The organism is Sphingomonas crocodyli, assembly GCF_004005865.1.
In the GTDB taxonomy this organism is placed as follows: domain Bacteria; phylum Pseudomonadota; class Alphaproteobacteria; order Sphingomonadales; family Sphingomonadaceae; genus Rhizorhabdus; species Rhizorhabdus crocodyli.
Genome location: NZ_SACN01000001.1, coordinates 1,070,413 through 1,095,948 on the forward strand (window position 1 = coordinate 1,070,413; position 25,536 = coordinate 1,095,948).

Genomic DNA, 25,536 nt, shown 5'->3' on the forward strand with positions numbered 1-25,536 from the left:
GTCAGCCCAGCTCTGCGGCGAGCGCGTGCGGCACCGCCACGGGGAAATCGAGGATCATCTGGCCATTGCCCTTGCCGGGGCTGTCGAAACGGATGTTGGCGGCGAGCCCGCCCCCCATCGAGTCCCGGATCAGGAAGTTGAGCGCGTGGAGCCCCGGCACATAGTGACGTGCGGCGGGGACGGCCTCTCCGCTGGCGGTCAGATGCGCATACCAGGCGCCGACCTTGTCCTCGGTCATCGACGCGGCGAGCCAGGGGACGAAGCGCGGATCGCGCGCGATGACGGCGAGGTTGAAGAGGTCGCCCTTGTCGCCGCTGCGCACCCACGCGAGTTTCGACAGCGGGACTGTCGCGCCCGCTTCGCCCTGCGGCTGGGGGAAGGCGGTGCGGACGATGCTCGCGCGATCGAAGGCGCCGTCGGTGGGGACGGGCACCTCCTCGGTGACGCCGTCATATTCGAGGGTGACGGTGGCGTGGCTCTTGTCGACCAGCACGCTCTGCAGATGCTGGACCATCGCGACCGAGGATGTGAGCGGCATCGAAGCGCCCGCGACGACCATCTGCGAGGCGGAGGCTTCGGCCATGAACATCTCGACCGCCTCGCGCCGCTCATGCTCGACCGCGAAGCGCGCGACGACCTCACGGATGCCGCCGCCGGTTCCGTGCGGTCCGTAGCTGCTCTCGCTGCCCATCGCCTCGATCGACGTGCGGGTCCACTCGCCCCAGTTGCGGTCGCGCAGCATCTTGGATGTGCGGGCGATCAGGCTTTCGCCCAGATAGGTCGCCTTAGCCGCTGCCTCCTGCCCGACGATCGGGATCGCGTAGATGGCGCGCCAGCCATAGTCGTAGGTCAGGCATGTCTTGTAGGTCGACGGGCGCGATCGGCCCCGGGCGCCCGAGACGCGGACGCGATCGGGGCCGATCTGTTCGAGCGTCACGCCGCTGAAATCGCAGGCGACGTCCGGGACGAGATAGGCCGAGGCGTCCTCGACCTCGTAGAGCAATTGCTCGGCGACGGTGCCCACCGAGACGAGGCCGCCGGTGCCGGCAGGCTTGGTGATGACCGCGCTGCCGTCCGCATGGCACTCCGCGATCGGATAGCCGAGGTTCGCCCAGTCGGGCACCGCGCGCCAATCGGTGAATGTGCCGCCCGTCACCTGCGTCCCGCACTCGATCAGATGGCCGACGAGGGTGCCCGCCGCCATCTTGTCGAAGTCGTCCAGATCCCAGCCGAATTCGTGGATCAGCGCGCCGAGCGCGGTCGCGCTGTCGACGATGCGGCCGGTGATGACGATGTCGGCGCCCTTGGCCAGCGCCTTCGCGATCGGCAGCGCGCCGAGATAGGCGGTGAAGGCGAGGACCGGATCGGCGCGGTCGAGCGCGTCGCCCAGGGTCGCGCCGGTGAACATCTCCGGCGTGTCGCGCAACTGGGGAAGAACGTGGCTGAGGTCCGATCCGTCGACCACCGCGACCGTCAGCGGCACGCCCGCCGCCGCGATCGCTTTCCGCAGCGCCGCCCCGCATGCCGCCGGATTGACCCCGCCGGCGTTGGCGATGACGCGGATACCGCGTTCGTGGATTGCGCGGAGGTGCGGGCCGATCATCCGATCGATGAAAGGTGCGACATAGCCCGCATCGGGATCGGCGAGCTTCATCCGGCCCATGCGGCCGACCACGGACTCCGCGAGCAGATCGAACACCATGTAATCGATGCGCGGTTCGGCCGAGAGGAATTGGGTGACGCCCAAGGCGGTGTCGTTCGCGGCGGCGCTCGCGCCCCCGATCCGCACGATGCGGTCTGTCATGCTGATCCTCTCTTTTTCTTGGGGCCAAGCCTAAGCGGGGGCGGGGCGGGGTGCCACTGCCGATTGGGCAAGCGGCGCTTCGATTTTGCGCATGCCCGCCTTGTCTTTTCGGTAATTGTGCGCAGGGCCTGCACCCCATAGCCTCCGTTCCCAAGAGAGCCGCCGCAGAGCGTATCGAACGGAGAGCCATGACGCCCGATCACACCCCATCCATGTCGCGCGGCCGCGCCTGGTTCGGCCTGGCTTTGCTCACCGCGATGATGACGCTCAACCAGATCGACCGGCGGGTCGCCTCGCTGGTGATCGAGCCGCTCAAGGCCGAGTTCGGGCTGACCGACAGCCAGCTGGGGATGCTGACCGGCCTTGCCTTCGGGATGGTCTATGCGATCACCGCGATCCCGCTGGGCCTGCTCGCCGACCGGATGAGCCGGCGTAATCTGCTCGCGATCGTGCTGGCGCTGTGGAGCGCGCTCACCGCGCTGGCGGGGCTGGCGAACAGCTATGCGCACCTGCTGCTCGCGCGGATCGGGGTGGGCGCGGCGGAGGCGGGGGCATCGCCGACCGCAGTATCGATGATCACCGACATGTTCCCGCGCGAACGGCGCGCGACCGCGGTGGCGATCTTCCAGACGGGGATTTCGCTGGGCTCGTTCCTCTGCTTCCTGGTCGGCGCGTGGATCGTCGCCGAATATGGCTGGCGAATGGCGTTCGTCGCCGCCGGCCTGCCGGGCATCCCGCTCGCCATCGCCTATCTCTTCTTCCTGCGCGAGCCGGAACGGGGGGCGCAGGAGGCGAAGAAGTTCGATTTTTCGGGCAACTGGCAAAGGCGGCTGGCCGATGCCTTCGGCTTCATCGGGCGCGACGGGCGGGTGATGTGCATCATCGTCGGCGCGGCTTTGCTGGCGGCGGCGAATACCGGGGTGCTCGGCTGGTTCGCGCCCTTCCTGATGCGCGAGCATGATCTGGACATCAAGCAGGCGGGCCTTGTCATCGCGCTGGGATCGGGCGTGTGCGGGGGGATCGGCCTGATCTTCACCGGCACGATCACCGATCGGCTGGCGAAGGGCGATCCGGGGCGGATGATGTTCCTGTGCGCGGTTGCCGCCGGTATTACGGGCCTGTTCTCGGTATGGGCGGTGCTGGCCGCGACGGTGGGCATGACGATCGCGGCGATCATGGGATACAGCCTGTTCTGCTACGCCTTCCTCGGCATCAGCTATGCCGCCCTCCTGAACCTGACCCCGCCACACTATCGCGGGACCGTGATCGCGATCGAGATGGTGATGGCGAACCTGCTCGGTTATGGCGGCGGGCCCTATGTCGTCGGCGTGCTGAGCGACCTCTACGGCGGCGAACATTCGCTGCGCTGGGCGATGCTGACGCTCAACCTGTTCTATCTGGCGGGCGTTTTGTGCTTCTTCTTCGGTTCGGCGATCGACCGGCGGAAGGTGGCTGCGGCGACTGTGTAACGGTGAAAGCCACAATGGTTGCGGCTTTTGTGGCCTTTGGTTTTTCCCGCAAATTCTCCCTCTGCGTCGCCTTCGAAGCAGAAGCCTGTGAAAAAGCTGGACTAGTTTCCCGGCAATAGTGGGATGACGTCATCCCTGTCTTCGTCGATAATCTCGCAGTGCCTGAATATGAGCATGGATGACGCGATCTGCATGATTTGGCCTGAGAAAGTTATTTCGTCCCCTTCATTGACGCCAAAGAAGCGATCTCTCCAGTCCTTGGCGCGAAAGCTAAGGGTGACGCTGATGCCGGCCTGCAATGTCACGAGTATCTCGTATTTGACATCCATCACGACCGCTACAGTGCCGCGAAGTCGCATCCATTTCCCGATATATGGCTTCACCAACGAAGTGATTTGCATCGGAGTGCGGTCGTTCATCCTCACGAAAATATCGTGCGGCCGCACGGTGGTAGCGAGATAAGTCCGCTTGGCTTCTCGTGGTGGCCGCCCGATAGGGCCGCCACTGAAGTTAGTCGCCGTGGGGATAATCTCTCCGTCTTCCAGCTGAAAATACCACCAGACAACGCTGCCGAAGGCGACTGCGCACGCTGCCCCGGCAATGCCGAGTGTTGCTATCCGGAACAACGTGAGTGCCGATCCTATTATGGGTAGGACTTCCCATCCGTATGCAGCCCTTGCTTCATCCAATGCGGTTTTTGTAAGCCACCCCAGAGAGGCCAGTAACACCGCGCCGACTGCAGCAAGAACCGGCTTCTGAATTGGCTGCCATATATTGCCCATACTAGCGTTCCGATAGCAGGTCTTTAAACTACGCAAACGCTCATTTATAACCAAATAGGCAAAATGTCAAGCCGGTTGGCGTTTCTTTCCGAAGGCCTCGGCGCCGACGATCGAGTTGTTATATTCGCGCATCTGGAGAACCTTGCCGTCCTGCATCAGGAACAGGATGTGGTAATCGTTGCGGAAGGGCACGCCGTCGATCAGGGTCGCGGTGCCGACCGCCTCGATCGAGACGCGATCCTCCTCCGCCGTGACGTGGGCGATGTCGAACGTGATCGGTTCGGCCAGCATCGACTGGAGGCCGGCGGAGAGCTTGAGGAAGGTGTCCTTGTCGAGCAGGCCGCGCGTCGGCATCCAGAAGCTGAAATCGGGCGCGGCGATGGCCATGTCCGGATTGCGCGCGCTGATCGATCGCAGGAAGGCGATTGCGGTCTGCTTGTTGGCCGCGTTTTGGGTTTCTGGGCTCAAGAGTTCGTCTCCAGGTCGCGCCGGAATGTCCCGCGATCGATCTTCATCGTCGGGGTGCGGGGGAGGGGTAGGTCGCGCAGGTGGATCATCTTGGGCACCTTATAGCCGGCAAGGCGGGTGCGGGCGTAGGTTCGCAGGTCTTCCGGATCGGCGGCGGTGCGCAGGACCACGGTGGCCTCGACCCGCTCGCCCAGCCGGTCGTCGGGGCGGCCATAAGCGATGACTTCGGCGACGGCGGGGTGATCGCCCAGGACGCGCTCGACCTCGGCGCAATAGACGTTCTCGCCGCCCGAGATGATCATGTTCTTGCGCCGATCGGCGAGGTAGAGGCGGCCGTCCGCATCGACCCAGCCATTGTCGCCGGTGCGCAGCCAGCCGTCGCGGATCGTCTCCGCCGTCGCGGCCGGATCGCCGACGTAGCTGTTCATCATGTGCGGGCCGCGCACGCAGATTTCGCCATGTTCCCCCGGCGCCGCATCCTGCCCGTCGGCGTCGCGGACGATGCGCAGTTCGACCGAGGGCAGGACGTAGCCGACCGAGTCCGGATGCGCGAGATAATCGGCGCCGCAGATGGTGGAGATCCACGCCGCGCTTTCGGTCTGACCGTAGGTGTTGGCGACCATCACGTCGGGCATGGCGACGCGCAGCCGTTCGACCGTGCGCAGATCGAGCGAGGCGGCGCCGTTGGACAGGACCATGATCGCGCCCAGATTGTCGGGGCCGGCGCGGGGGGAGGCCATCAGATCGGTGAGCATCGTCGGTACGAAGGCGAGGCGGGTCAGCGGCTCGCGCTCCATCAGGTCGTAGGCGGTCTCGACGTCCCATTTGGGCAGGACGAACAGAGGCGCGCCGAAATAGGCGCCGCGCAGGAACGGCATAACGCCCGAGAAATGGAACATCGGCGATGCGATGACGGTCGCCGAGCAGGCCGAGCCGCGTTCGGGGGCGACCGCGCGGCCGCTCTCCATCGTGAAGCGGCGGTCCTGCATTTCGCCCGCCATGCCCGCGAGCGCGACGACATGCGCCATCGCGCCATGATCGATCCGCACCGCCTTGGGGAAGCCGGTGGTGCCGGAGGTGAAGAGGACGACCGCCGGATCGGCCTCCCCCCGCAAGCCCCACGCGAGCGCATGATCGGGGCCGGCGGCCATCGCAGCGAGATCGGCCTGCTCGACGATGCGCCAGCCGGCGGCGTCCGCCTCGGCGCGGATGATGGCGGTGCGTTCGGGATCGGCGATCAGGATGCGCGCGCCGACTTTCGCGATCGCATGCGCCATCTCCTCCGCCACGCAGCGCGTATTGACGAGGACGGCGGCTCCTCCGGTTGCGATGACGGCGATGAAGCTCGCCATCCAATCGACCCCCGCCGTCATCAGCAGCGCGACATAGTCGCCGGGCTGGACGTGGTAATCCTCGCGGAGAGCATGGGCGATCCGGCCTGCGCGGGCGAAGACGTCGTCATAGCTGTGGGTCTGCCCCGCCGCCTCGACCATGCGGCGGCTCCCATGCGCCTGCGCGGTCTGGAGGACGCCGGTGATCGTATGGGGATGATCGCGGAAGCGCGGGCCGTGGGGCGTATCGATGAGCGCAAACGGCCCGTCGGGCGCGGTGAGCGCGAGCGCCACCGGATCGATGCAGCGATGGATCATCCCTCTCCTTCGGCCATGCTTTTGCAGCGGCTCTTTGAAGTTACTATGTCGTCGATAAGTAAGTGAGTCGGCGCGAACCGGCTACCACCATGAGGGGAGGGTTAGACCATGCCGATGCCGCGCGATATCCGGGTGATCGATACCCATGTGAACATCCCGTGGGATCAGCATGATGCCGAACGTTACGGATCGCTGCGTGCGCTCCAGCGCGATCGCGAGAGCCTCGACGCGTTTCACATGCCCGCGCAGTACATGTTCCGCGGCATTCCCGATCTGGGCAGCGATCCGGCGACGTTCGTGGCGCGCGTGGTTGAGGCGATGGACAAGCACAATATCGGGACGGCTTTGATCCCGGTGGGCGATGCGATCCGCTATCCCGAGATACGCGATCGATATGCCGATCGCTTCGTGTTCCAGTCCTCGGTCAATCCGTACAATGGGGTCGAGGAGATACGGCGGCTCAAGAAGCTCCACGCCGAATATGGCCTGCGCGCGCTCAGCTTCTTTCCGGCCGGCTCCTATCCGCAGGTCGCGATCAACGACAAGCCGATGTACCCGATCTACACGCTCGCCTGCGAACTCGGTCTGCCGATCTTCGTCAATGCGGGGGTGCCGGGGCCGCGCATTCCGCTGGATACGCAAAGGGTCGAGCTGATCGACGAGATCTGCTGGTTCTTCCCCGAACTGACCTTCGTGATGCGCCACGGGGCGGAGCCGTGGGAGGAGCTGGCGGTCAAGCTGATGCTCAAATATCCGGGGCTGCATTATTCGACGAGCGCCTTCGCGCCGAAACATTATCCCAAGGCGATCATCGACTTCGCGAACACGCGTGGGAGCGACAAGATCATCTATGCGGGATATTTCCCGGCGGGCCTGTCGCTCGATCGCATCTTCGCCGAGCTGGAGAGCGTGCCGTTCAAGGACGAGGTGTGGCCGAAGTTCCTGGCGGGGAATGCGGCGCGGGTGCTGAAAATTTAGTCCTCCCCCGGAGGGGGAGGGGGACCGCGCGAAGCGTGGTGGAGGGGTAGCTACTCACGAGGGCATCACTGCCGGCCAATACCCCTCCGTCACGCCTTCGGCGCGCCACCTCCCCCGCCGGGGGAGGATCTACTTTGCCGTCAGCCGCCCGCGCATGTCCGCCACGAAGGCGGTGCCGAAGCCTTTCAGGTCGACCGAGTGGGGGTCGATCAGCCAGCGCAGGCCCAGGCCGCGCAGGGTTTCGTGGATCGCGAGCGCCTGGAAACCGACATCGATGTCGGCGCGGATCTCGCCCGCCGCGCGACCGGCCTCGATATAGGCGCGGAAGCGCGCTTCGCCGCCGGGGGAGACTTCGCGGGCGAGCATGCTGAGTTCGGGGGAACGATGCTCGGTCTCCGCGAAGCTCGCCTCCATCAGCAACAGATAATAGGCCCGCGCATATTCGGGATGCGTGTCGAAATGGTCGATCCAGCGGATGATCGCATCCGACAAAGTGGCCAGCGCACGATCGGCGGGCGGCGGGGGCAGGGATTCGATCCAGTAATCGACGATCAGCCGCTTCAAACATTCGCGCAGCAGATTGTCCTTGTTGCCGAACAGATGCGCGGGAAGGCCGCGGCTGTATCCGGCGGCCTCGCCAACCTCCGCCAATGTCGTGCGCGTGATGCCGCGATCGGCGATCATCATCAAAGCGGCGTGGACGATCCGCCGTTCGGATTGGGCGCGGCGCTCCTGCTGGGTGCGGCGTGGTTTCGCAATCTGGGCCGGTGCGGCGGCTGTCATGCAATTTCTGTATCGGTTCGGCAGTGGACAAGTAAAGCGCCGCGCCCCCAAATGGGGAGAGACGAGTCCGGCGCCCGTGCGCACAGCGGGCCGAACGGAAAAAGGCGAGGGTGATGAGCGACAGCCGGGTGGCATTGATTACGGGCGGCACGCGGGGGATCGGCAAGGCGATCGCCGATCGGCTGCTGAGCGACGGCTGGCGGGTCGCGGTGTGCGGGCGCACGCCGCCGGCCGAAGATGACGGCGCGGTCTTCATCCAGGCGGACATTCGCGACGCGCAGGTGGCTGAGGATCTGGTCGCGCAGGTGAAGGAGCGGTTCGGTCGGCTCGACCTGCTGGTCAACAATGCGGGCGGTTCGCCCAATGTCGGGCTGGCCGACAGTTCGGCGAAGCTGGTCGAGCGTGTCGTGGCGCTCAACCTGCTCGGCCCGATCTACCTCGCGCGCGCGGCGCATGCGGTGATGGTGGGGCAGACCGAGGGCGGCTCCGTCATCAACATCGCCAGCGTTTCGGGCAAGCGCGCCTCGCCGGGGACGGTCGCTTATGGTGCGGCGAAGGCAGGGTTGTTGAGCGCGACCAGCGGCATGGCGATGGAATGGGGCCCGAAGGTGCGCGTCAACGCGATCATCGTCGGGCTGGTCGAGGCCGAGGAAGGGCAGGACGACCATTATGGCGGCCCCCCCGGCGTTGCGCGGATTTCGAACATGCTACCGATGAAGCGGATGGCGTGGGGCGCGGACATCGCGAACGCGGTCGTCTGGCTCGCCTCCGATCAGGCGGCCTATGTCAGCGGCGCGGAGCTGGCGGTGCATGGCGGCGGCGAAGTGCCCGCCTATCTGGGGCTGGCGCATGGCTAAGGCCCAGAGCGCCGCTCCCGAGGATCTCGCGCTCAGCGACGATCTGGTGATGGCGCTCTATCGCGGGCCGTTGGAGCCCGTGCCGTGGCGCGGTTTCCTGTCCACGCTCGTCGATCTGGTCGGGTGCCAGAATGCGGCGATCACGCTGCAGTTGAGCCGCAAGGGCCTCGCCCCGATGGTGCTGTGGGGCAAGACCCCGCCGGTGCGCGGCAAGGAGGCGCGCGACCTGGGCACCGCGCACGCCGAAATCGGCCATCTCGATCCGTTGCGCAACGCGCTCCAGCGATCGGGCGACATCGTCCTGCTCGAAGAGGTGGCGAGCCGCGAGGCGCTGGAGGAGAGCGAGTTCTACCGCACGATCATGCGCCCTTACGGCATCGAACAGGCGGTGGGCATGTATGTGACCGAGCCGGGCGGGCTCGAATGCAATATCGGGCTGGTCCATTCGGGATCGGGGATGCGCTTCGGCGAGGAGCATAAGCGCTTCATGGCGGCGCTGCGCCCGCATTTCGAACAGGCGCTGGCGCTGTTTTCGCGCATCTATCGCGACGAATCCGAACTGGAGGTGCTGACCGACGCGCTCGACCGGCTGACGATCGGCACCTTCATGATCGACGGGCGCGGGCGGATGGTGCGCGCGAACGGCGCCGCGCAGCAGATGATCGATCGCGGCGAAACCTTCCGCGTGATGGACGGGCGGCTGACGCTGGGCGGGCGCAGCGACGGCGCGCGCTTCCGCGAGACGGTCGACAAGGCGCTGGCGGCGCGGATCGCCGATCCCGAAAGCGATTTCGTGAAGGCGTTCCGCTGCGTCGACGATCGCGCCGACGGCCTCGGCATCCTCGTCCGCGCGATCCGGCGCGAGCGGCGCGCGCCGGCCGATCTGGGTCCGGCCGTCGTGATCTACGCGACCGATGCGGCGCGGGGCGGATCGTTCGAGCAGTTGATCGCGACCCTGTTCGATCTGTCGCCGTCGGAGGCGAACCTGGCCGCGCTGCTGACGCAGGGGCTGACGCTGGCGGAGGCCGCGAAGGAAACCGGGCTGACCGAAAGCACGGTGCGCAGCTATTCGAAGAAGATCTTCGCCAAGGTCGGCGTCGGGCGGCAGGCCGAACTGGTGCGCCTGATCCTGCGCAGCGTGGCGATGCTCGGCTAATCCAGAGCAGGCCGGGGTTGCGGCCCCTGCAATGGCCCTATCGAATTTTCTCGCTCCCGTCTTTCGCCCATGAAAGATACTGGTCTGCGGATAAGCAACGTCACGAACAAAGTGGCGAAAAGACCAGAAGAGGGGATGGAGGATGCACAAGATCGTGAAGAGCGGTGCCGCGTTGTCGACGCTGGCGATGGCGCTGTCGGCCCCCGCATGGGCGCAGGATGCGATCGCCCCTGTCGAGGCGACGACGAGCGACAACGAAATCATCGTCACCGCGCAGCGCCGCGAGGAAAAGCTGAAGGACGTGCCGCTGACGGTGGCCGCGTTCAATTCGGCCGAACTGGAACGCAACGGCACCACCGCGACGCGCGACCTTGCGATGCTGACCCCCGGCATCACCATCCAGAATACGGGCGCGGCATTGCAGCCGACGATCCGCGGCGTCGGCACCACGATCGTCGCGGGCGGCGCGGAATCGCCGGTCGCGCTCTATGTCGACGGCGTCTATATCGCGAGCCAGAATTTCGCGGTGTTCGACCTGTTGAACATCGACTCGATCCAGGTGCTGAAAGGCCCGCAGGGCACCCTGTTCGGCCGTAACGCCACCGGCGGCGCGATCCTGGTCAACACCAAGAAGCCGTCGGACACCTTCACCGGCAAGATCATGGCATCCTATGGCCGCTTCGACGAAGTGCGCGGCGGCGCGTATCTGTCCGGCCCGATCGCGCCGGGCATCGCGTTCAGCATCGCGGGCTATTATCGCGACGATAACGGCTTCACCAAGGATGCGCTGCGCGGCACCGATCTGTCGACCTACCAGGAATATAATGTCCGCGGTAAGCTGCTGATCGAGCCGGGCGAGGCGACCAGCATCACGCTGAGCGGCGATTATGGCCGGGTCGAGGATTCGACCGGCGTTTCGATCCGCCCGATCGGCAGTGGGCCGCGCGCGGCCTCCACCGTCAATTCGCCGATCCCGACCGATCCGTACAAGCTGGCGCTCACTTTCGATCCGTTCGCGCACAGCTGGGGCTATGGCGGCAGCGCGGAGATCCAGCACGATTTCGACGGCATCGTCGCCAAATCGCTGACCGCCTATCGCAACACCGATCACCGGTCGTTCACCGATCAGGATCGCGTGGTCGCCGCGGTTAACCGCGTTAACGTGACGATCAACGAGAATGTGTTCACGCAGGAATTCACCCTCTCCTCGTCGGAGCCGGGGCCGTTCCAGTGGCTGGCCGGCACCTATTATTTCGATCAGAAGGATTTCAACCCGACCCTGTCGAACGGCACGCTCGTCACCGAGGCGCGGCTGAAGGCGAAGGCGGGCGCGGCCTTTGCCGAGGGCACCTATGAGGTGATGCCGCAGCTGAAGTTCACCGCCGGCATCCGCTACAGCAAGGAAAAGCGCACGATCAGTTCGCGTCGCCTCGCCACGCCGACGATGGCGTTCAACAAGGCGGTGTTCGATGCGTGGACCCCGCGCTTCTCGCTGATGTACGAGGTCGATCCGCAGTCGAACATCTATTTCACCTATTCGAAGGGCTTCAAGAGCGGCCTCTACAATTCGACCACGTTCAACGTGCCCGCGATCAAGCCCGAGAAGATCGACGCCTATGAGTTCGGCGTGAAGCATTCGAGCAATGCGATCACCGCGAACATGTCGATCTTCTATTACGACTATCAGCAGCTTCAGCTGCAGACGCGCAGCGCGACCGGCCTTGCCATGATCCTGAACGCCGCCGATGCGACCATCTACGGTCTCGATGCGGACCTGACCTACCGGATCACGCCCGCATTCCGGGTGCGCTTCGCGGGCGCCTATACCAACGCCAAATATGGCAGCTTCGTCAACGCGCCCTTCTTCGCGCCGGCCAACGCACCTGCGGGCGGCAACATCCAGTTCACGGGTGACGCCACGGATAACCCGCTGGTCCGCACGCCGAAGTTCACCGGCAATGTCGGCGTCAATTACGATCGCGAACTGGCGAACGGCGACAAGCTCGGCTTCTCGGCCACCTATTACTATAATTCGGGCTTCGCCTGGACCGTGGATAACCGCAGCCGCCAGAGCGAATATTCGCTGGTGAATGCGGAGGTCAGCTACACGCTGCAGGATAGCCTGAAGCTGTCGGTCTGGGGCCGCAACCTCACCAACACCCGCTACGGCCAGGGCGTATCGGTTACGGCCTTCGCCGACGCGATCGCCTATGCACGGCCCGTCAGCTACGGTGTGACCGGCACCTACACCTTCTAACCGACAATGGCCGCGCTCTTCGGGGCGCGGCCGATCGCCCGCAAGGGCGCATCGCGCTCATTCCTAGCTACCCCTCGATGGCACGCCACTAGCAGAATCCCGGAATAGCAGCACCGGCCGATGCCGTGCTGGACAGAATGCTTGTGCAGTTCCGCCGCGTTCTGGGATTCCCGCTGTGTCCGTTGTCGTTCCGTTGCTTAACCGCCCGATGGGCAATGCCCTTCCCCGGCAGATGACCGATCCGATCATCGCCTGGGCGATGGTCAAGGAAGACATAGAAGAATTGTGGATCGTGGGTTCGGACCGCGACTATCACAGCATGGAGGATATCCCGCTGGGCCTCGTGGTGCTGCTTTCGGGATGGGACAGCAACGACGAGCGCGGCCGGGATCGGGTCGCGCAACGGTGGGTGGAGGTGGCCGTCCGCTGGCGCCGGCAGGTCGCGGCATTGACCGAATTTCCGATCGGCCTGCGGACGATTTTTCCGGGCGATTATCAGGGGCTTGCCGACGTGCGGCAAAGCGGCCGGCGGCTCTTCCTGGCAATTTGACCATCCCCGCCGCCATCACCGAAAGGCGTGGCGGCGGATCGGCTAAGCGGCGGGTCTAGGCCGCGTCCCTCTTGGCGGCCTGTCCCTTCGCGCGGAAGTGGGGGATGACCTCGGTGCCGATCAGGCGGATCGTTTCCATGATTGCCTCATGCTCCACGCCGCCCATCTGCGACAGGAACAGGATTTCGTCGGCGCCCGCATCGATCAGGCGCTGGACATAGGCGATGCAGTCGGCCGGCGTGCCGTAAGCGTGCGGCACTTCGCCATAATAGCCGGGGTCGGGCGCCATCGCGACCTTGTCTTCGCCGATGATGGCGTGGCGATCGGTGCGCAGATGCTGGAGCGCCTCGAGATGCTCCTCGGCCGACAGATCATAGCCGGTCGGCTTGGGCATGCCCTGATACCAGTGCGCCAGCGCCTCGGCGAAGAAGCGTTGCCCGCGCAGGCCCACGCGGCGGGCCTTTTCGCGATCGTGCGAGACGATGGTGGGGCAAAGCGCGGCGAGATGTTCGAGGGGGACGAAACCCACCTGATCCTCGGCCTTCCGATTGGCATAAGCCTCGCGATAGATGCGGCTTTTCTTCGCCACGTCCTCCGGCCCTCCAAAGCCCATCACCAGCGCGCCGATGCCGCGCGATCCGGCCATGACCAAAGTCTCCGCCTTGGTCGTCGCCATATACATCGGCGGGTGCGGCTTCTGCTTGGGGCTCGGGTGGATCGGGCGGTGGGGGATGTCGATATACTCCCCGTGATGCTCGATCTCCCCGTTCGCGAGGATCTTGGGCACCAGATACATCGCCTCGTCGATGATCGGCTGGAGCGTGTTCAGATCATAGCCGAAGGCGCCCGCTTCCTGCTGGCTGCCGCCCTTGCCGACGCCGAAATGGACGCGGCCGCCCGACAGGATGTCGAGCATCGCGACCCGCTCGGCCACCTTGATGGGGTGGTTCATCGCCGGCATCAGGCAGACGACCCCATGGCCGATCCCGATCCGCTTCGTCCGCCCGGCGACGAAGGCGAGGAAGGTCTCCGGCACGCTCATATGCGCATATTGGGTGAGCGCGGTGTGCTCGACCGCCCAAACCGTGTCGAAACCATATTTGTCGAGCGCCTCGGCCTGCTCGACCATTTCGAGCAGCACCTTCTCCTCCTCCGCCGGGCTCGGATCGAGCAACTGGGCTTCGTAGATCATCGAGAATTTCATGGGAATCGCTCTCCTTTGGAAAGCGTTTTCGCGCTGCGGCACAAAGCAAAAAAGCGCTCATTGCGAAGGGAAGGCTTCGCAAAATTCGAAGGCGCCTTTTGGACTGGTTCGGCATCCGCCGAACCAGGCGGCACCGGCCCGCTCCCCCACCCGACCTTCCATAAGATACTGCCGCTGGGAGGTCGGGTGGGGGAGCGGGCCGGTGCCGCTATCCAGCGTGAGCTGGATCAAATATGCGAGACCCGATCCAGGAAATGCTGGGCCACGCGGTAGGGCAGGTCGCCATCGGGCGTGGTGCGCCACACCAGGCTGGCGCGCATCGCGACGTCGAAATCCACCGGGCGGACGAAGGCGACTTCCGGGGGCGCGTGGCCGATCAGCGAGGCGGGAACGAAGCCGATCCCCATGCTGGCCGCGACAATCTTCATCGTGATGTCCGACGTCGGCGTCTCCATCGCGATGCGTGGGGCGAAGCCGCGCCGGTCGCACGCCTCCTGCAGCAGATCGTAGAGGCGGGGGTTCTTCTTGTGCGATGCCCAGACGATCGGCTCGTCGCCCAGATCGGCGAGGCGCAGATCGGGCATTGTCGCGATCGGGTGCGACGCGGCGACCGCGAGCAGGAAGGGATCGTCGAGGATCGCGGCGCTCGCGAAACTCTGCCCGTTGCCCGACAGGGTGGCCGCGATATCCTCCCCGATCGGGTGATAGAGCAGGCCGAGGTCGATCGTGCCGGCGGTCAGCTCGCCGCGCTGCTCCTCGGAGATGAGCGGCTTCATCTGGATATCGAGCGTGGGATGCTGCCCTGCGAAATCGCGCAGCGCATCGAGCATGTCGGTGCGCCGGCCGAGGATTTCGGCGAAGCCTACGGTGATGCGGCCCGCGACCCCGCTGGCGATCGCATCGATCTGCGCCTTGGCCCGGCCGATTGCGGCGAGGACGGTGCGCGTTTCGGTCAGCAGCGCCTCGCCCGCGGGCAGCAGCCGCATGCCGCGCGCGCTGCGTTCGAACAGGGGGACGTCCCCGATTTCGAATTCGAGCAGGCGGATGCGGCGCGAGATCGCCGACTGGGTGGTGTTGAGCCGCGCGGCGGCGGCCTGCAGCGATCCCTCCTCGACGACCGCGAGGAAGTAAGGGAGGTGCCGCAGGATGATCGTCGCGTCGCGGGCCATGACTTAACTTTCGTCATCCCCGCGCAGGCGGGGACCCATCCAAGCCCACCGCTTGCGACGACACTGGATAGGCCCCCGCCTGCGCGGGGGTGACGGAGGTTGGGCAATCAATGCCATGAGCTTCCCCCATCCGACGTCAGCACCGCGCCCGTCGTGAAACTCGATTCATGCGACACGAGGAACAGGGCGGACTGCGCGATCTCCTCGACCGTGCCCGCGCGGTTCATCGCGAGGCGGGCGAGGGTGACGTCGCGGCGTGAGGGATCCTCGACATAGAGCGCGTCGGTCATCGGCGAGGCGATGAAGCCGGGGCAGAGCGCATTGGCGCGCACGTCGGGCGCGGCCTCGGCGGCGAGAACCTTGGTGAAGGCGATCAGCCCGCCCTTCGACGCGGCATAGGCCGACATGGTGAGGTTCGGCCGGATGCCGCCCAGCGAGGCGATGTTGACGATCGCGGCCTTGCCACTGGCGCGCAGGTGCGGAAGCGCGATGCGGCAGAGTTGGGCCGGGCCGAACAGGTTCACCGCCTGAATGCGATCCCACATCTCCGGGCTGGTTTCCTCGATCGGGGCGGTGCGCAAAATGCCCGCGGCGTTGACGAGGCCGTCGAGCCCGCCGAGCGCCTTGGCGAAGGTCGAAACGCAATCGTCGAGATAGGCGAGATCGGCGACGTCGCCCGCCAGATGTTCGGCCCCCGTCTCCGCCGCGATCACCGCCAGCGGTTCGGGCGCGATGTCCATCAGGGCAAGCTTTGCGCCCTCGGCCGCGAACAGGCGTGCGATCGCGCGGCCCATGCCGGATGCCGCCCCCGTCACGATGATCCGCCGTCCCGCCAGCCTGCCTGCCATGTTCATCCTCCCTCGATTCGTGAGGTCGAGCATCAATCGCCCCAAGCCTTGAGAAAAAAGCGCCGATTGCGAAGTGCAGCGTTGAATAAATTAGAAGGGCCGATCGAGCGCATCTCTTTTCGAGATATTTCCGGAGCGCCGGTAATCGGCCGGCTTTGCCTCCCCAAATGGTGATTATCCGCTTAGCCCGAACACCATAGGCGCGGCTCAAGACCGCATGAGAAGAGGATGCAGGGGCAAGATGGACAAGCGCCTTTCGTTCGACGATTTCGTCGCCGAGCTTTCCGACGGCATGACGATCGGCATCGCCGGCTGGGGCCCGCGCCGCAAGCCGATGGCGCTGGTGCGCGCGATCCTGCGGTCGGACCTGAAGGATCTCACCATCGTCGCTTATGGCGGCGCCGATGTCGGCATGCTGCTGGCGGCGGGCAAGGTGAAGAAGCTGATCTTCGGCTTCGTCTCGCTCGATGCGATCCCGTTGGAGCCGTACTTCCGCAAGGCGCGTCAGGCGGGCGGTCTCGACGTCCTCGAACTCGATGAAGGCCATCTCCAGTGGGGGCTGAAGGCCGCCGCGCTGCGCCTGCCCTTCCTGCCGACCCGCGTGGGTCTGGGCACCGATCTGATGACGCATAACGGCTTCAAGACGGTCACGTCGCCTTACGACGATGGCGAAGTGCTGGTGGCGATGCCGGCGCTCAAGCTCGATGCCGCGCTGCTCCACGTCAACCGCGCCGACCACTGGGGCAATATCCAGGCGCTGGGGCCGGACACCTATTATGACGAATGGTTCGCCAAGGCGGCCGACCGCACCTATGTTTCGGCCGAGGAAGTCGTCGAGCGGATGGACCTGAGCCATCCCGACGATGCGCGTGCCAACATCGTCGAACGCTGCTTCGTCCACGCCGTGATCGAAGCGCCGCTGGGCGCGCATCCCAGCTCGCTGCCGCCGGCCTATGGCTGGGATATGGGCGCGTTCAAGGCCTACACCGCCAGCGCCGCCGAAGAGGGCGGCTGGGATAAGTATATGGCCGAGGTGATCGGCGCCGATGAGGCCGGTTACATCGATCGCGTCGGTGGCGCGGCCAAGATCGCGGCGCTGCCGCTCCCGATTTTCTGAGGATAGCGCAGATGAGCAATCCGACCCTCGCTGAACTCCTGATCGTTGCCTGTTCGGAGGCGTTTCGCGGCAATGGCGAGATCGTCGCCACCGGCATCGGCCCGATCCCGCGTCTGGGCGCGAGCCTGGCCAAGCTGACGCACACGCCCGAACTGCTGATGACCGACGGCGAAGCCTGGCTGGTCGAGGAACCGGTGCCGATCGGCCCGCGCGGCTATGACGATCGCAAGCCCGCCGGCTACCTGCCCTTCTCGCGCTATTTCGACAGCGCGGTGTGGACCGGCAAGCGGCACGCGATGGTTTCCCCTAACCAGATCGATCGCTTCGGCCAGATGAACATCTCCGCGCTGGGCGGCACGTACGACAAGCCCAAGGTGATGATGCTGGGCGCGCGCGGCTTTCCCGGCAACACGATCCACCATGCGAACTCGATGTTCGTCCCCGGCCATTCGAAGCGCGTCTTCGTGGAGGGCGAAGTCGATATGGTGTCGAGCGTCGGCTACAATCCGGCGCGGCGCATCCCCGGCGGCAATTATTCGGGCGTCGACCTGCGCCAGATGATCACCGATCTGTGCGTGATGGATTTCGGAGGGCCGGACAATGCGGTGCGGCTGGTGTCGGTCCATCCGGGCGTGACGGTCGATCAGGTGAAGGCCGAAACCGGCTTCGATCTGGTGATCGAGGGCGACGTGCCGACCACGCGCCTGCCGACCGCAGACGAACTCGCGATCATTGCGAAGCTCGATCCGCACAATGTCCGCGCATCGGTCATCAAGGACAATCCGTCGGCCGATCGAAAGGTCGCGGCATGAGCGACGAGGGTCTGGTTCCGCCGAAAGAGGTGGAGATCATCTACGAGACCGACGAGCCGGTCCTCTACGAGGTCGGCGGCGCGGTCGCCTATGTCACGATGAACCGGCCGAAGTTCAACAACGCGCAGAACAGCCAGATGACCTATGCGCTCGACGCCGCCTTTGCGCGCGCCGTCGATGACGATGCGGTCAAGGTCATCGTGCTGCGCGGGTCGGGCAAGCATTTCTCGGCCGGGCACGACATCGGCACGCCGGGTCGCGACCTGCACAAGAGCTTCGAGCGCAAGCATCTGCTGGCCGATCACACGAACAAGCCGGCGGCCGAACTGCTCTACACGCGCGAGCAGGAGGTTTACCTCGGCATGTGCCGCCGCTGGCGCGATGTGCCCAAGCCGACGATCGCGGCGGTGCAGGGGGCGTGCGTTGCGGGCGGGCTGATGCTCGCCTGGGTGTGCGACATGATCGTCGCGACCGAGGATGCCTTCTTTCAGGATCCGGTCGGCCGCATGGGCATTCCCGGCGTCGAATATTTCGCGCACGGCTTCGAACTGCCGCCGCGCGTCGCGAAGGAATTCCTCTACCTGGGTGAGCGCATGCCCGCGCCGCGCGCCTACAGCTTCGGCATGGTCAACCGCCTGTCGACGCGCGAGACGCTCGACGCCGACGTCAAGGCGATCGCCGACGAACTGGCGACGCGCCCGCGTCTCGGCAACTGGCTGATCAAGCAGGCGCTCAACCATGTCGAGGAACTGCGCGGCAAGCGCACCGCGATGGACGCGGTGTTCCACATGCACCATTTCGCGCATGCGCAGAACGATCTGACGTCGACCAACAGCCTGGGCGGGCTGGACGCCAAGAGCATGGCAGCGGCCAACAAGAAGCAGGCCGGGGACAGCTGATCGTGAGTGATCCGCTCGACACCCCCGTAACCCGCGCGCTGGGATGCCGCGTGCCGGTGATCCAGACCGCGATGGGCTGGGTCGCGACCGCGCCGCTCGTGATCGGATCGAGCGAAGCGGGCGCGTTTGGCTTCCTCGCCGCCGCCGTGATGACCCCGGCCGAGGTTCGCGCCGGAATCGCCGCGGTGAAGGCGGGCACAAGCAAGCCCTTCGGCGTCAATTTCCACATGTTCCAGCCGGGCGCGGCGGAGATCGTCGAGATCATCCTCGAAAATGCCGATCAGGTGCGCGCGGTCAGCTTCGGGCGTGGCCCCGACGCCAAGATGATCGGCCGCTTCAAGGATGCGGGTATATTGTGCATGCCGACCGTGGGCGCGGTGAAGCATGCGCAGAAGATGGTGCAGATCGGCGTCGACATGATCGCCGTGCAGGGCGGCGAGGGTGGCGGGCATACCGGCTCGGTCGCCTCCACCGTGCTGCTGCCGCAGGTGCTGGACGCGGTGCAGGTGCCGGTGATCGCGGCGGGCGGCTTCGGCGACGGGCGCGGTCTGGCGGCGGCGCTGGCTTATGGCGCGGCGGGCATCGCAATGGGCACGCGCTTCCTGATGACGCAGGAGAGCGCGCCGCCGGCCGAGGTCAAGGCGCGCTATGTGAAAGCCGGAACCGACGACATCATCGTCTCCACCAAGGTCGATGGCATGCCGCAGCGGATGATCGTCAACGAGGCGCTGGGCAAGATCGAGAAGTCGAGCCGGATCGGCATGCTGTTCCGCGCGATGGAAGCCGGCCTGGAGATGAAGAAGCAGACCGGTGCGTCCTGGGGCGACATGCTCAAGGCGGCGAAGGGCATGACCAGCCACGGTGGCCTTTCGCTGCCGCAGGCGATGATGGCGGCGGCGGCACCCATGATGATCCAGCGCGCAGTCGTCGAGGGCGATGCGGCGGGCGGGATCATGGCGACCGGCCTTGTCGGCGGGCGACTGAAGGATTTGCCGACCTGCGCCGAGCTGGTCGCATCGATCGAAACCGAAGCGCGGGCGCGTATCGCCGCACTCACAGGGGCAAAGTAATGCCGATCACCACGACCATCGAGAACCGCATCGCCGAGATCGTGTTCGATGTGCCCCCGGTCAACGCCTTCGACAGCGTGACGTGGAACAGCCTGCCCGAGATGATCCGCGCGGCGGGCGCGAACCCCGAAGTCAATGTCGTCCTGATCCGCGCGGCGGAGACGGCGCGCGGCTTTTGCGGCGGCGTCGATATCAAGGAGATGCAGGCACATCCCGATCGCATCACGCTGCTCAATCGCGGCAATTACCTGACGTTCAAGGCGATCCGCGATTGCGAGGTGCCGGTGGTGGTCGCGGTCCACAAATTCGTGATCGGCGGGGGCATCGGCATTTGCGGCGCATCCGACACGATCATCGCGGCGGACGATGCCTTCTTCTCGCTGCCCGAGGTCGATCGCGGCGCGATGGGCGGGGCGAGCCACCTGTCGCGGATGCTGCCGCTCCACAAGGTGCGCGCGGCCTTCTTCACCGGCGGCAATATCCCGGCGGAGGAAGCCTATCGCCTCGGTGGGGTCGAAAAGGTCGTGCCGCGCGACAAGCTGGTCGAGGAGGCGCGCGCTTTCTGCGCCGTCGTCGCGTCCAAGAGCCGCAAGGCGCTGGTGATCGCCAAGGAAGCGTTGAACGGCCTTGAGCCGCGCGACGTCGATCGTGGCTATCGCTGGGAACAGGGCTTCACCCTCGAAATGTACATGCACGAGGACAGCCAAAAGGCGCGCGACGCCTTCGTCGAAACGGGCAAGGCGGCCAAGTTCTGATGGATCTGGCCTACACCCCCGAACAGCAGGCGTTCCGGGCCGAAGTCCGCGCCTGGATGGAAGCGAACGTGCCCAAAGAGCCGCTCGTCACGCTGGAGCGTGAGGAGGGGTATAACCAGCATGTCGCGTGGGAACGCACGCTGGCATCGGGCAATTGGGGCATGGTCACATGGCCTGAGGCTTATGGGGGACGCGGGCTGGACCTGATCCAGTGGCTGATCTTCGAGGAAGAATATTGGCGGGCAGGCGGCCCCAATCGCGCCAACCAGAACGGCATCTTCCTGCTCGGCCCGACGATCATGGAGTTCGGCACCGACGAGCAGAAGGCGCGCTTCCTGACGCCGATGGCGAAGGGCGAGATCATCTGGGCGCAGGCATGGTCGGAGCCGGGCGCCGGTTCGGACATGGCCGCGATCACCAGCAAGGCCGAGCGTGACGGCGACCATTATGTCCTGACCGGCCAGAAAACCTGGTCGAGCCGCGCGGCGTTCGCCGACTGGGGCTTCGGCCTGTTCCGCACCGAGGCGGGATCGAAGCGTCACAAGGGGCTGAGCTTCCTGCTGTTCGATCTCAATTCGCCCGGCATCACGCGGCGGCCGATCCGTCAGCTGCACGGCGACACAGGCTTTGCCGAACTGTTCTTTGACGAAGTGCGCGTGCCCGTCGCCAATCGCCTTGCCGGCGAAGGCGATGGCTGGGGGATCGCGATGGCGACCGCCGGGTTCGAGCGCGGGCTGATGCTGCGTTCCCCTGCGCGTTTTCAGGCGACCGCGCAGAAGCTGGTCGAACTGTTCAAGGAAAAGGGGGCGAACGCTCCACCATCGGCGCGCGAAGCAGTGAGCGCGGCGTGGATGGGCGCGCAGGCTTATGCCTACAACACCTACTCGGTCGCTTCGAAGATCATCGCGGGCGGGCATATCGGCGCCGAGGCGAGCCTGAACAAGATATTCTGGTCCGAACTCGATCGGTCGATGCACCGCGCGGCGATGCAGATTTTGGGGGCTGCCGCCGAGCTGCGCGTGCTGGCCGACGACAGCATCAACGCCTGGCTCGAAGGCTATATCTTCTCGCTCTCCGGCCCGATCTACGCCGGTTCGAACGAGATCCAGCGCAACATCATCGCCGAGCGGCTGCTCGGCCTGCCGCGATAGGAGGCGGGTCGATGGACTTCCGTTTGACCGAAGATCAGACCGTGCTGGTCGAAGGCGTGCGCGACTGGCTGACCGGTGTGCATGGCCCCGATACGCTCCGCGCGCTCGACGAAACGCCGTCGCGCCGTTCGGCCGAGATCGCGCAGGGGCTGGTCGAGATGGGCCTGCCCGGATTGCTCGCATCTGACGAGGCGGGCGGGCTTGGCCTGACCACCGTCGAAGCGGTTTTGATCGCGATCGAGGCGGGGAAGGCGGGGCTGGCCGAGCCGATGATCGACAGCGCCTTCGTCGCGCTCCCGATCCTCGCCGCCGCCGGCAAGACCGATCTGGTCGCGGCGATCGCGAGCGGCGAGGCCAAGGTCGCGCTCCAGCATCCGATCAATCCGTGGGTCGCCGACCTTGAGGGCGCGACGCATCTGCTGAGCGCCGAGGGCGGCAAGCTGTCGATCGGCGCGGCTGTGGCGGGTGAGGCGCTCGATAGCGTCGATCCGCTGCGCCGTCTGTCCGCGCCCGTCGCGGCGAGCGGCGAAGCGATCGATGCCAGAGCCGACGCCTTGCTCGATCGCGCGGCCCTGTTCGCCGCCGCACAGGCGCTGGGTGCGGCCGATGCGATGCTCGCGCAGGCCGTCGAGTACGCCAATACCCGCCAGCAATTCGGCCAGTCCATCGGCACCTTCCAGGCGATCAAGCATCATTGCGCGAGCATTTCGGTCGCGATCGAGTTCGCCCGGCCGGTGGTGCTGCGCGCGGCCTATGCGGTCGAACATGGCGAGCCGAATGCGGCGATCCACGTCAGCCACGCCAAGCTCGCCGCGTGCGACGCCGCTTATGCCGCCGGGGAGACTGCGATCCAGGTCCACGGCGCGATGGGCTACACCTATGAGGTCAATCTCCACTTCTGGATGAAGCGCGCCTGGGCGCTCGCCGGCGGCTGGGGCGACCGCGCCTTCCATCTCGACCGTGTCGAGAAAGCCATCACGGGGACCATGCCGATCGGCCCCGCAGCCACCTTCGCCTGAGGAGCTTCCAAGTGCCCGAAGCCTATATCGTCGACGCCATCCGCACCCCGACCGGGCGCAAGAAAGGCAGCCTCGCCGGCATTCACAGCGCCGATCTGGGCGCGATCGTGATCAAGGACGTGGTCGATCGCCTCGGCTTCGATCCGCTCGCGGTCGATGACGTGGTGTGGGGCTGCGTCGATGCGATCGGGCCGCAGGCAGGCAATATCGGGCGCAGCTGCTGGCTCGCCGCCGGCCTGCCCGAAGCGGTGCCGGGCGTGACGATCGATCGCCAGTGCGGATCGTCGCAGCAGGCGATCCACTTCGCCGCGCAGGGCGTGCTTTCGGGCACGCAGGATCTGGTGCTGGCGGGCGGCGTGCAGAACATGAACGCCATCCCGATTTCGGCCGCCATGTATGCGGGCCAGACCTACGGCCACGAAACCCCCTTCTCGGAATCGCCGGCATGGACCGCGCGCTACGGCACCGAGGAGATCAATCAGATCTACGCCGCCGAGAAGATCGCCGACACCTGGGGCATTTCGCGCGAGGATATGGAGCGTTTCGCGCTGGCATCGAACCAGCGCGCCGAACGCGCGATCGACGAAGGCCGCTTCGACCGTGAGATCCTGCCCGTGGGCGATTTCCGCATGGACGAGACCGTCCGTCGCGGCACCACGCTGGAGGGGCTTGCGGGCCTGAAACCCGTGCGCGAGGGCGGAAAGATCACGGCCGGCGTTTCCAGCCAGATTTCGGACGCCGCCTCCGCGGTGCTGATCGCCAGCGAGAAGGCGGTCAAGGATCATGGCCTGAAGCCCCGCGCGCGCATCCATCACCTGACGGTGCGCGGCGACAGCCCGGTCTTCATGCTGACCGCGCCGATCCCCGCGACGCGCCACGCGCTCGAAAAGACCGGCCTGAAGCTGAACGATATCGACCTGATCGAGATCAACGAGGCGTTCGCCAGCGTCGTCCTCGCCTGGGCGAAGGAACTCGACGCCGATCTCGATAAGGTCAACGTCAATGGCGGCGCGATCGCGCTCGGCCATCCGCTCGGCGCCACCGGCACCAAGCTGATGACGACCCTGCTCCACGAACTGGAGCGGACTGGCGGGCGCTATGGCCTGCAGACGATGTGCGAAGGCGGCGGCCTCGCCAACGTCACGATCATCGAGCGGCTGTAAGGACCGCGCGGGGCGATGCCTTGCTACGCCTATCAAGGGATCGTCCCCGTCGTGGACCCGACGAGCTACGTCCACCCGCTCGCGGCGCTGATCGGCGACGTGATCGTGGGGCCGGGCTGCTTCATCGCGCCGGGCGCGTCGCTGCGCGGCGATTTCGGGCGGATCGTGGTGGAAGGCGACAGCAGCGTGCAGGATAGCTGCACGATCCACGGATCGGCCGACATCGACACGGTGATCGGGCGCGGCGCCACGATCGGCCACGGATCGATCATCCACGGCGCGACCGTGGGCGAAAATGCGCTGATCGGGATGAACGCGGTTGTTTTGGACCATGCGCATGTGGGTGCCGAAAGCCTCGTCGCCGCGCTCGCGCTGGTGAAGAACGGGATGCAGATCCCCGAACGCAGCCTGGTCGCGGGCAATCCGGCGGCGGTGGTGCGATCGATCGAGCCGAACAAGGTGACGTGGAAGAATGACGGCCACGGCGAATATCAGCGGCTGGCGCGCGAGGCGCTGACCGACATCGTCGAGACCGAGCCGCTGAACGCGGTGGAAGCGGACAGGCCGCGCCTCAAATCCGAGGCGGTCGGCGTGCGGCTGAGCGGGCCGGTCGCGGACTATCGCGAGCGGCAGATGGCCAAAAAGATCGAAGAGGGAAGGGCAAACTGATGGGTATCTGCGAAGGACGCACCGTCATCATCACCGGCGCGGCGCGCGGGCTGGGGCGCAGCTACGCGCTCGCCTTCGCCGCCGAGGGCGCGAACGTGGTCGTCAACGACATCGGCACCAGCCTGGGCGGCGAAGGCCGCGACACGTCGGCCGCCGATGCGGTGGTGGCGGAGATCATTGCGGCCGGCGGGCAGGCGATGGCGAACTATGACGACGTGACCGATTGGGACGCGACGAAGCGGATCGTCGAGGCGACGGTCGCGCGGTTCGGCGGGCTCGACGTCGTCGTCAACAATGCGGGCATCGTGCGCGATCGCATGTTCGTGTCGGCGACGCCGGAGGAATGGGACGCGACGATGCACGTGCATCTGCGCGGCCATTTCTGCCTGGCGCGCCACGCGGTCGATTATTGGCGGGCGCAGCAGAAGGCGGGCAATCCGGTCGACGCGCGCATCATCAACACCACCAGCGGCGCGGGGCTTCAGGGTTCGATCGCGCAGGCGGCCTATTCGACCGCGAAGGGCGGCATCGCGGCGCTGACGTTGGTGCAGGCGGCGGAGCTTGGCCGCTACGGCATCACCGCCAACGCGCTCGCCCCTTCGGCGCGCACGCGGATGACCACCGGTGCGTTCAGCGAGAAGATGGCCGAGGTCACCGAGGGCTTCGACAAGCAGGATCCCGATAACATCGCGCCGACCGTGGTGTGGCTGGGTTCGGTCCAGTCGAAGCATGTCACCGGCTGCGTCTTCGAACTCGAAGGCGGGCGGATCACCATCGAGGACGGCTGGCACCTCGGCCCGACGGTCGATCAGGATGCGAAGTGGGATCCGGCGAATGTCGGAGCCGCAGTCGACGCGCTGCTGGCCGATCGCAAGGCGCCGCGCGCCGTCTGGGGCAGCTGAGGCGT

24 protein-coding genes are annotated in these 25,536 nt (G+C 66.0%); 16 read left to right on the forward strand and 8 right to left on the reverse strand.

Annotated features, from left to right (window positions below; translation table 11 throughout):
* Position 1: 1 nt before the first annotated feature.
* Positions 2–1,804 (reverse strand): acyclic terpene utilization AtuA family protein, encoded by a 1,803-nt coding sequence (locus EOD43_RS04930; RefSeq protein WP_127741630.1) that lies wholly within the window; start codon positions 1,802–1,804, stop codon positions 2–4.
* Positions 1,805–1,992: 188 nt separating this feature from the next.
* Here EOD43_RS04930 and EOD43_RS04935 point away from each other — a divergent pair, with 188 nt between their 5' ends.
* Positions 1,993–3,273, forward strand: a complete 1,281-nt coding sequence (locus EOD43_RS04935) for a spinster family MFS transporter (protein ID WP_127741632.1) — start codon at positions 1,993–1,995, stop codon at positions 3,271–3,273.
* A 101-nt stretch (positions 3,274–3,374) separates the two neighbouring features.
* Here EOD43_RS04935 and EOD43_RS04940 read toward each other — a convergent pair whose 3' ends face one another.
* The 3 genes from EOD43_RS04940 to EOD43_RS04950 form a co-directional block, all read right to left on the reverse strand.
* Positions 3,375–4,055, reverse strand: coding sequence for a hypothetical protein (locus EOD43_RS04940; RefSeq protein ID WP_127741634.1), 681 nt, complete (start codon positions 4,053–4,055; stop codon positions 3,375–3,377).
* A gap of 66 nt (positions 4,056–4,121) precedes the next feature.
* Positions 4,122–4,523: a nuclear transport factor 2 family protein gene (locus EOD43_RS04945; RefSeq protein ID WP_127741636.1), complete on the reverse strand. Its 402-nt coding sequence runs from the start codon at positions 4,521–4,523 to the stop codon at positions 4,122–4,124.
* On the reverse strand, positions 4,520–6,172 hold the full coding sequence (locus EOD43_RS04950; RefSeq protein ID WP_127741638.1) for a class I adenylate-forming enzyme family protein: 1,653 nt from the start codon (positions 6,170–6,172) through the stop codon (positions 4,520–4,522). The genes EOD43_RS04945 and EOD43_RS04950 overlap by 4 nt, the downstream gene beginning before the upstream one ends.
* A 108-nt stretch (positions 6,173–6,280) precedes the next feature.
* Here EOD43_RS04950 and EOD43_RS04955 point away from each other — a divergent pair, with 108 nt between their 5' ends.
* The gene (locus EOD43_RS04955; protein WP_127741640.1) at positions 6,281–7,150 is read left to right on the forward strand and encodes an amidohydrolase family protein; all 870 of its coding nucleotides are present in this window, start codon (positions 6,281–6,283) and stop codon (positions 7,148–7,150) included.
* A 129-nt stretch (positions 7,151–7,279) separates the two neighbouring features.
* On the opposite strand, the gene EOD43_RS04960 is transcribed toward EOD43_RS04955, so the two are convergent.
* Positions 7,280–7,933 carry a TetR/AcrR family transcriptional regulator gene (locus EOD43_RS04960; protein ID WP_164857102.1) on the reverse strand — a complete coding sequence of 218 codons (654 nt, stop codon included), beginning with the start codon at positions 7,931–7,933 and terminating at the stop codon, positions 7,280–7,282.
* Positions 7,934–8,046: 113 nt separating this feature from the next.
* Here EOD43_RS04960 and EOD43_RS04965 point away from each other — a divergent pair, with 113 nt between their 5' ends.
* The 4 genes from EOD43_RS04965 (at position 8,047) to EOD43_RS04980 (ending at position 12,753) form a co-directional block, all read left to right on the forward strand.
* Positions 8,047–8,790, forward strand: coding sequence for an SDR family oxidoreductase (locus EOD43_RS04965; RefSeq protein ID WP_127741644.1), 744 nt, complete (start codon positions 8,047–8,049; stop codon positions 8,788–8,790).
* On the forward strand, positions 8,783–9,946 hold the full coding sequence (locus EOD43_RS04970) for a helix-turn-helix transcriptional regulator (protein WP_164857103.1): 1,164 nt from the start codon (positions 8,783–8,785) through the stop codon (positions 9,944–9,946). The genes EOD43_RS04965 and EOD43_RS04970 overlap by 8 nt, the downstream gene beginning before the upstream one ends.
* Positions 9,947–10,088: 142 nt before the next feature.
* The gene (locus tag EOD43_RS04975) at positions 10,089–12,203 is read left to right on the forward strand and encodes a TonB-dependent receptor (RefSeq protein ID WP_127741648.1); all 2,115 of its coding nucleotides are present in this window, start codon (positions 10,089–10,091) and stop codon (positions 12,201–12,203) included.
* A 175-nt stretch (positions 12,204–12,378) separates the two neighbouring features.
* Positions 12,379–12,753, forward strand: a complete 375-nt coding sequence (locus EOD43_RS04980; RefSeq protein ID WP_164857104.1) for a hypothetical protein — start codon at positions 12,379–12,381, stop codon at positions 12,751–12,753.
* 55 nt (positions 12,754–12,808) lie between these two features.
* On the opposite strand, the gene EOD43_RS04985 is transcribed toward EOD43_RS04980, so the two are convergent.
* The 3 genes from EOD43_RS04985 to EOD43_RS04995 form a co-directional block, all read right to left on the reverse strand.
* The gene (locus EOD43_RS04985) at positions 12,809–13,957 is read right to left on the reverse strand and encodes an LLM class flavin-dependent oxidoreductase (RefSeq protein WP_127741652.1); all 1,149 of its coding nucleotides are present in this window, start codon (positions 13,955–13,957) and stop codon (positions 12,809–12,811) included.
* A 227-nt stretch (positions 13,958–14,184) separates the two neighbouring features.
* On the reverse strand, positions 14,185–15,126 hold the full coding sequence (locus EOD43_RS04990; protein WP_127741654.1) for a LysR family transcriptional regulator: 942 nt from the start codon (positions 15,124–15,126) through the stop codon (positions 14,185–14,187).
* Positions 15,127–15,233: 107 nt separating this feature from the next.
* Positions 15,234–15,974, reverse strand: a complete 741-nt coding sequence (locus tag EOD43_RS04995; protein WP_164857105.1) for an SDR family NAD(P)-dependent oxidoreductase — start codon at positions 15,972–15,974, stop codon at positions 15,234–15,236.
* 241 nt (positions 15,975–16,215) lie between these two features.
* Between EOD43_RS04995 and EOD43_RS05000 the strand changes: the two genes are divergently transcribed.
* Genes EOD43_RS05000 through EOD43_RS05045 form a run of 10 tightly spaced genes read left to right on the forward strand, consistent with a single transcriptional unit; the run spans position 16,216 to position 25,531 of the window.
* Positions 16,216–17,091, forward strand: a complete 876-nt coding sequence (locus EOD43_RS05000) for a CoA transferase subunit A (RefSeq protein WP_127741658.1) — start codon at positions 16,216–16,218, stop codon at positions 17,089–17,091.
* 11 nt (positions 17,092–17,102) lie between these two features.
* Positions 17,103–17,903, forward strand: coding sequence for a CoA-transferase subunit beta (locus tag EOD43_RS05005; RefSeq protein WP_127741660.1), 801 nt, complete (start codon positions 17,103–17,105; stop codon positions 17,901–17,903).
* On the forward strand, positions 17,900–18,802 hold the full coding sequence (locus EOD43_RS05010) for an enoyl-CoA hydratase (RefSeq protein ID WP_127741662.1): 903 nt from the start codon (positions 17,900–17,902) through the stop codon (positions 18,800–18,802). Before EOD43_RS05005 ends, EOD43_RS05010 begins: the two co-directional genes overlap by 4 nt.
* 2 nt (positions 18,803–18,804) lie before the next feature.
* Positions 18,805–19,872 carry an NAD(P)H-dependent flavin oxidoreductase gene (locus EOD43_RS05015; protein WP_127741664.1) on the forward strand — a complete coding sequence of 356 codons (1,068 nt, stop codon included), beginning with the start codon at positions 18,805–18,807 and terminating at the stop codon, positions 19,870–19,872.
* Positions 19,872–20,627: an enoyl-CoA hydratase family protein gene (locus EOD43_RS05020; RefSeq protein WP_127741666.1), complete on the forward strand. Its 756-nt coding sequence runs from the start codon at positions 19,872–19,874 to the stop codon at positions 20,625–20,627. Before EOD43_RS05015 ends, EOD43_RS05020 begins: the two co-directional genes overlap by 1 nt.
* On the forward strand, positions 20,627–21,778 hold the full coding sequence (locus EOD43_RS05025) for an acyl-CoA dehydrogenase family protein (RefSeq protein WP_127741668.1): 1,152 nt from the start codon (positions 20,627–20,629) through the stop codon (positions 21,776–21,778). Before EOD43_RS05020 ends, EOD43_RS05025 begins: the two co-directional genes overlap by 1 nt.
* A gap of 11 nt (positions 21,779–21,789) precedes the next feature.
* The gene (locus tag EOD43_RS05030) at positions 21,790–22,797 is read left to right on the forward strand and encodes an acyl-CoA dehydrogenase family protein (RefSeq protein WP_127741670.1); all 1,008 of its coding nucleotides are present in this window, start codon (positions 21,790–21,792) and stop codon (positions 22,795–22,797) included.
* 11 nt (positions 22,798–22,808) lie between these two features.
* Positions 22,809–23,960, forward strand: a complete 1,152-nt coding sequence (locus EOD43_RS05035; protein ID WP_127741672.1) for an acetyl-CoA C-acetyltransferase — start codon at positions 22,809–22,811, stop codon at positions 23,958–23,960.
* Between the two features lie 51 nt (positions 23,961–24,011).
* Complete coding sequence (locus tag EOD43_RS05040) at positions 24,012–24,629, forward strand: LbetaH domain-containing protein (protein WP_240653085.1); 618 nt, start codon at positions 24,012–24,014, stop codon at positions 24,627–24,629.
* Complete coding sequence (locus EOD43_RS05045) at positions 24,629–25,531, forward strand: SDR family oxidoreductase (RefSeq protein WP_206363488.1); 903 nt, start codon at positions 24,629–24,631, stop codon at positions 25,529–25,531. The genes EOD43_RS05040 and EOD43_RS05045 overlap by 1 nt, the downstream gene beginning before the upstream one ends.
* Positions 25,532–25,536: the final 5 nt, after the last annotated feature.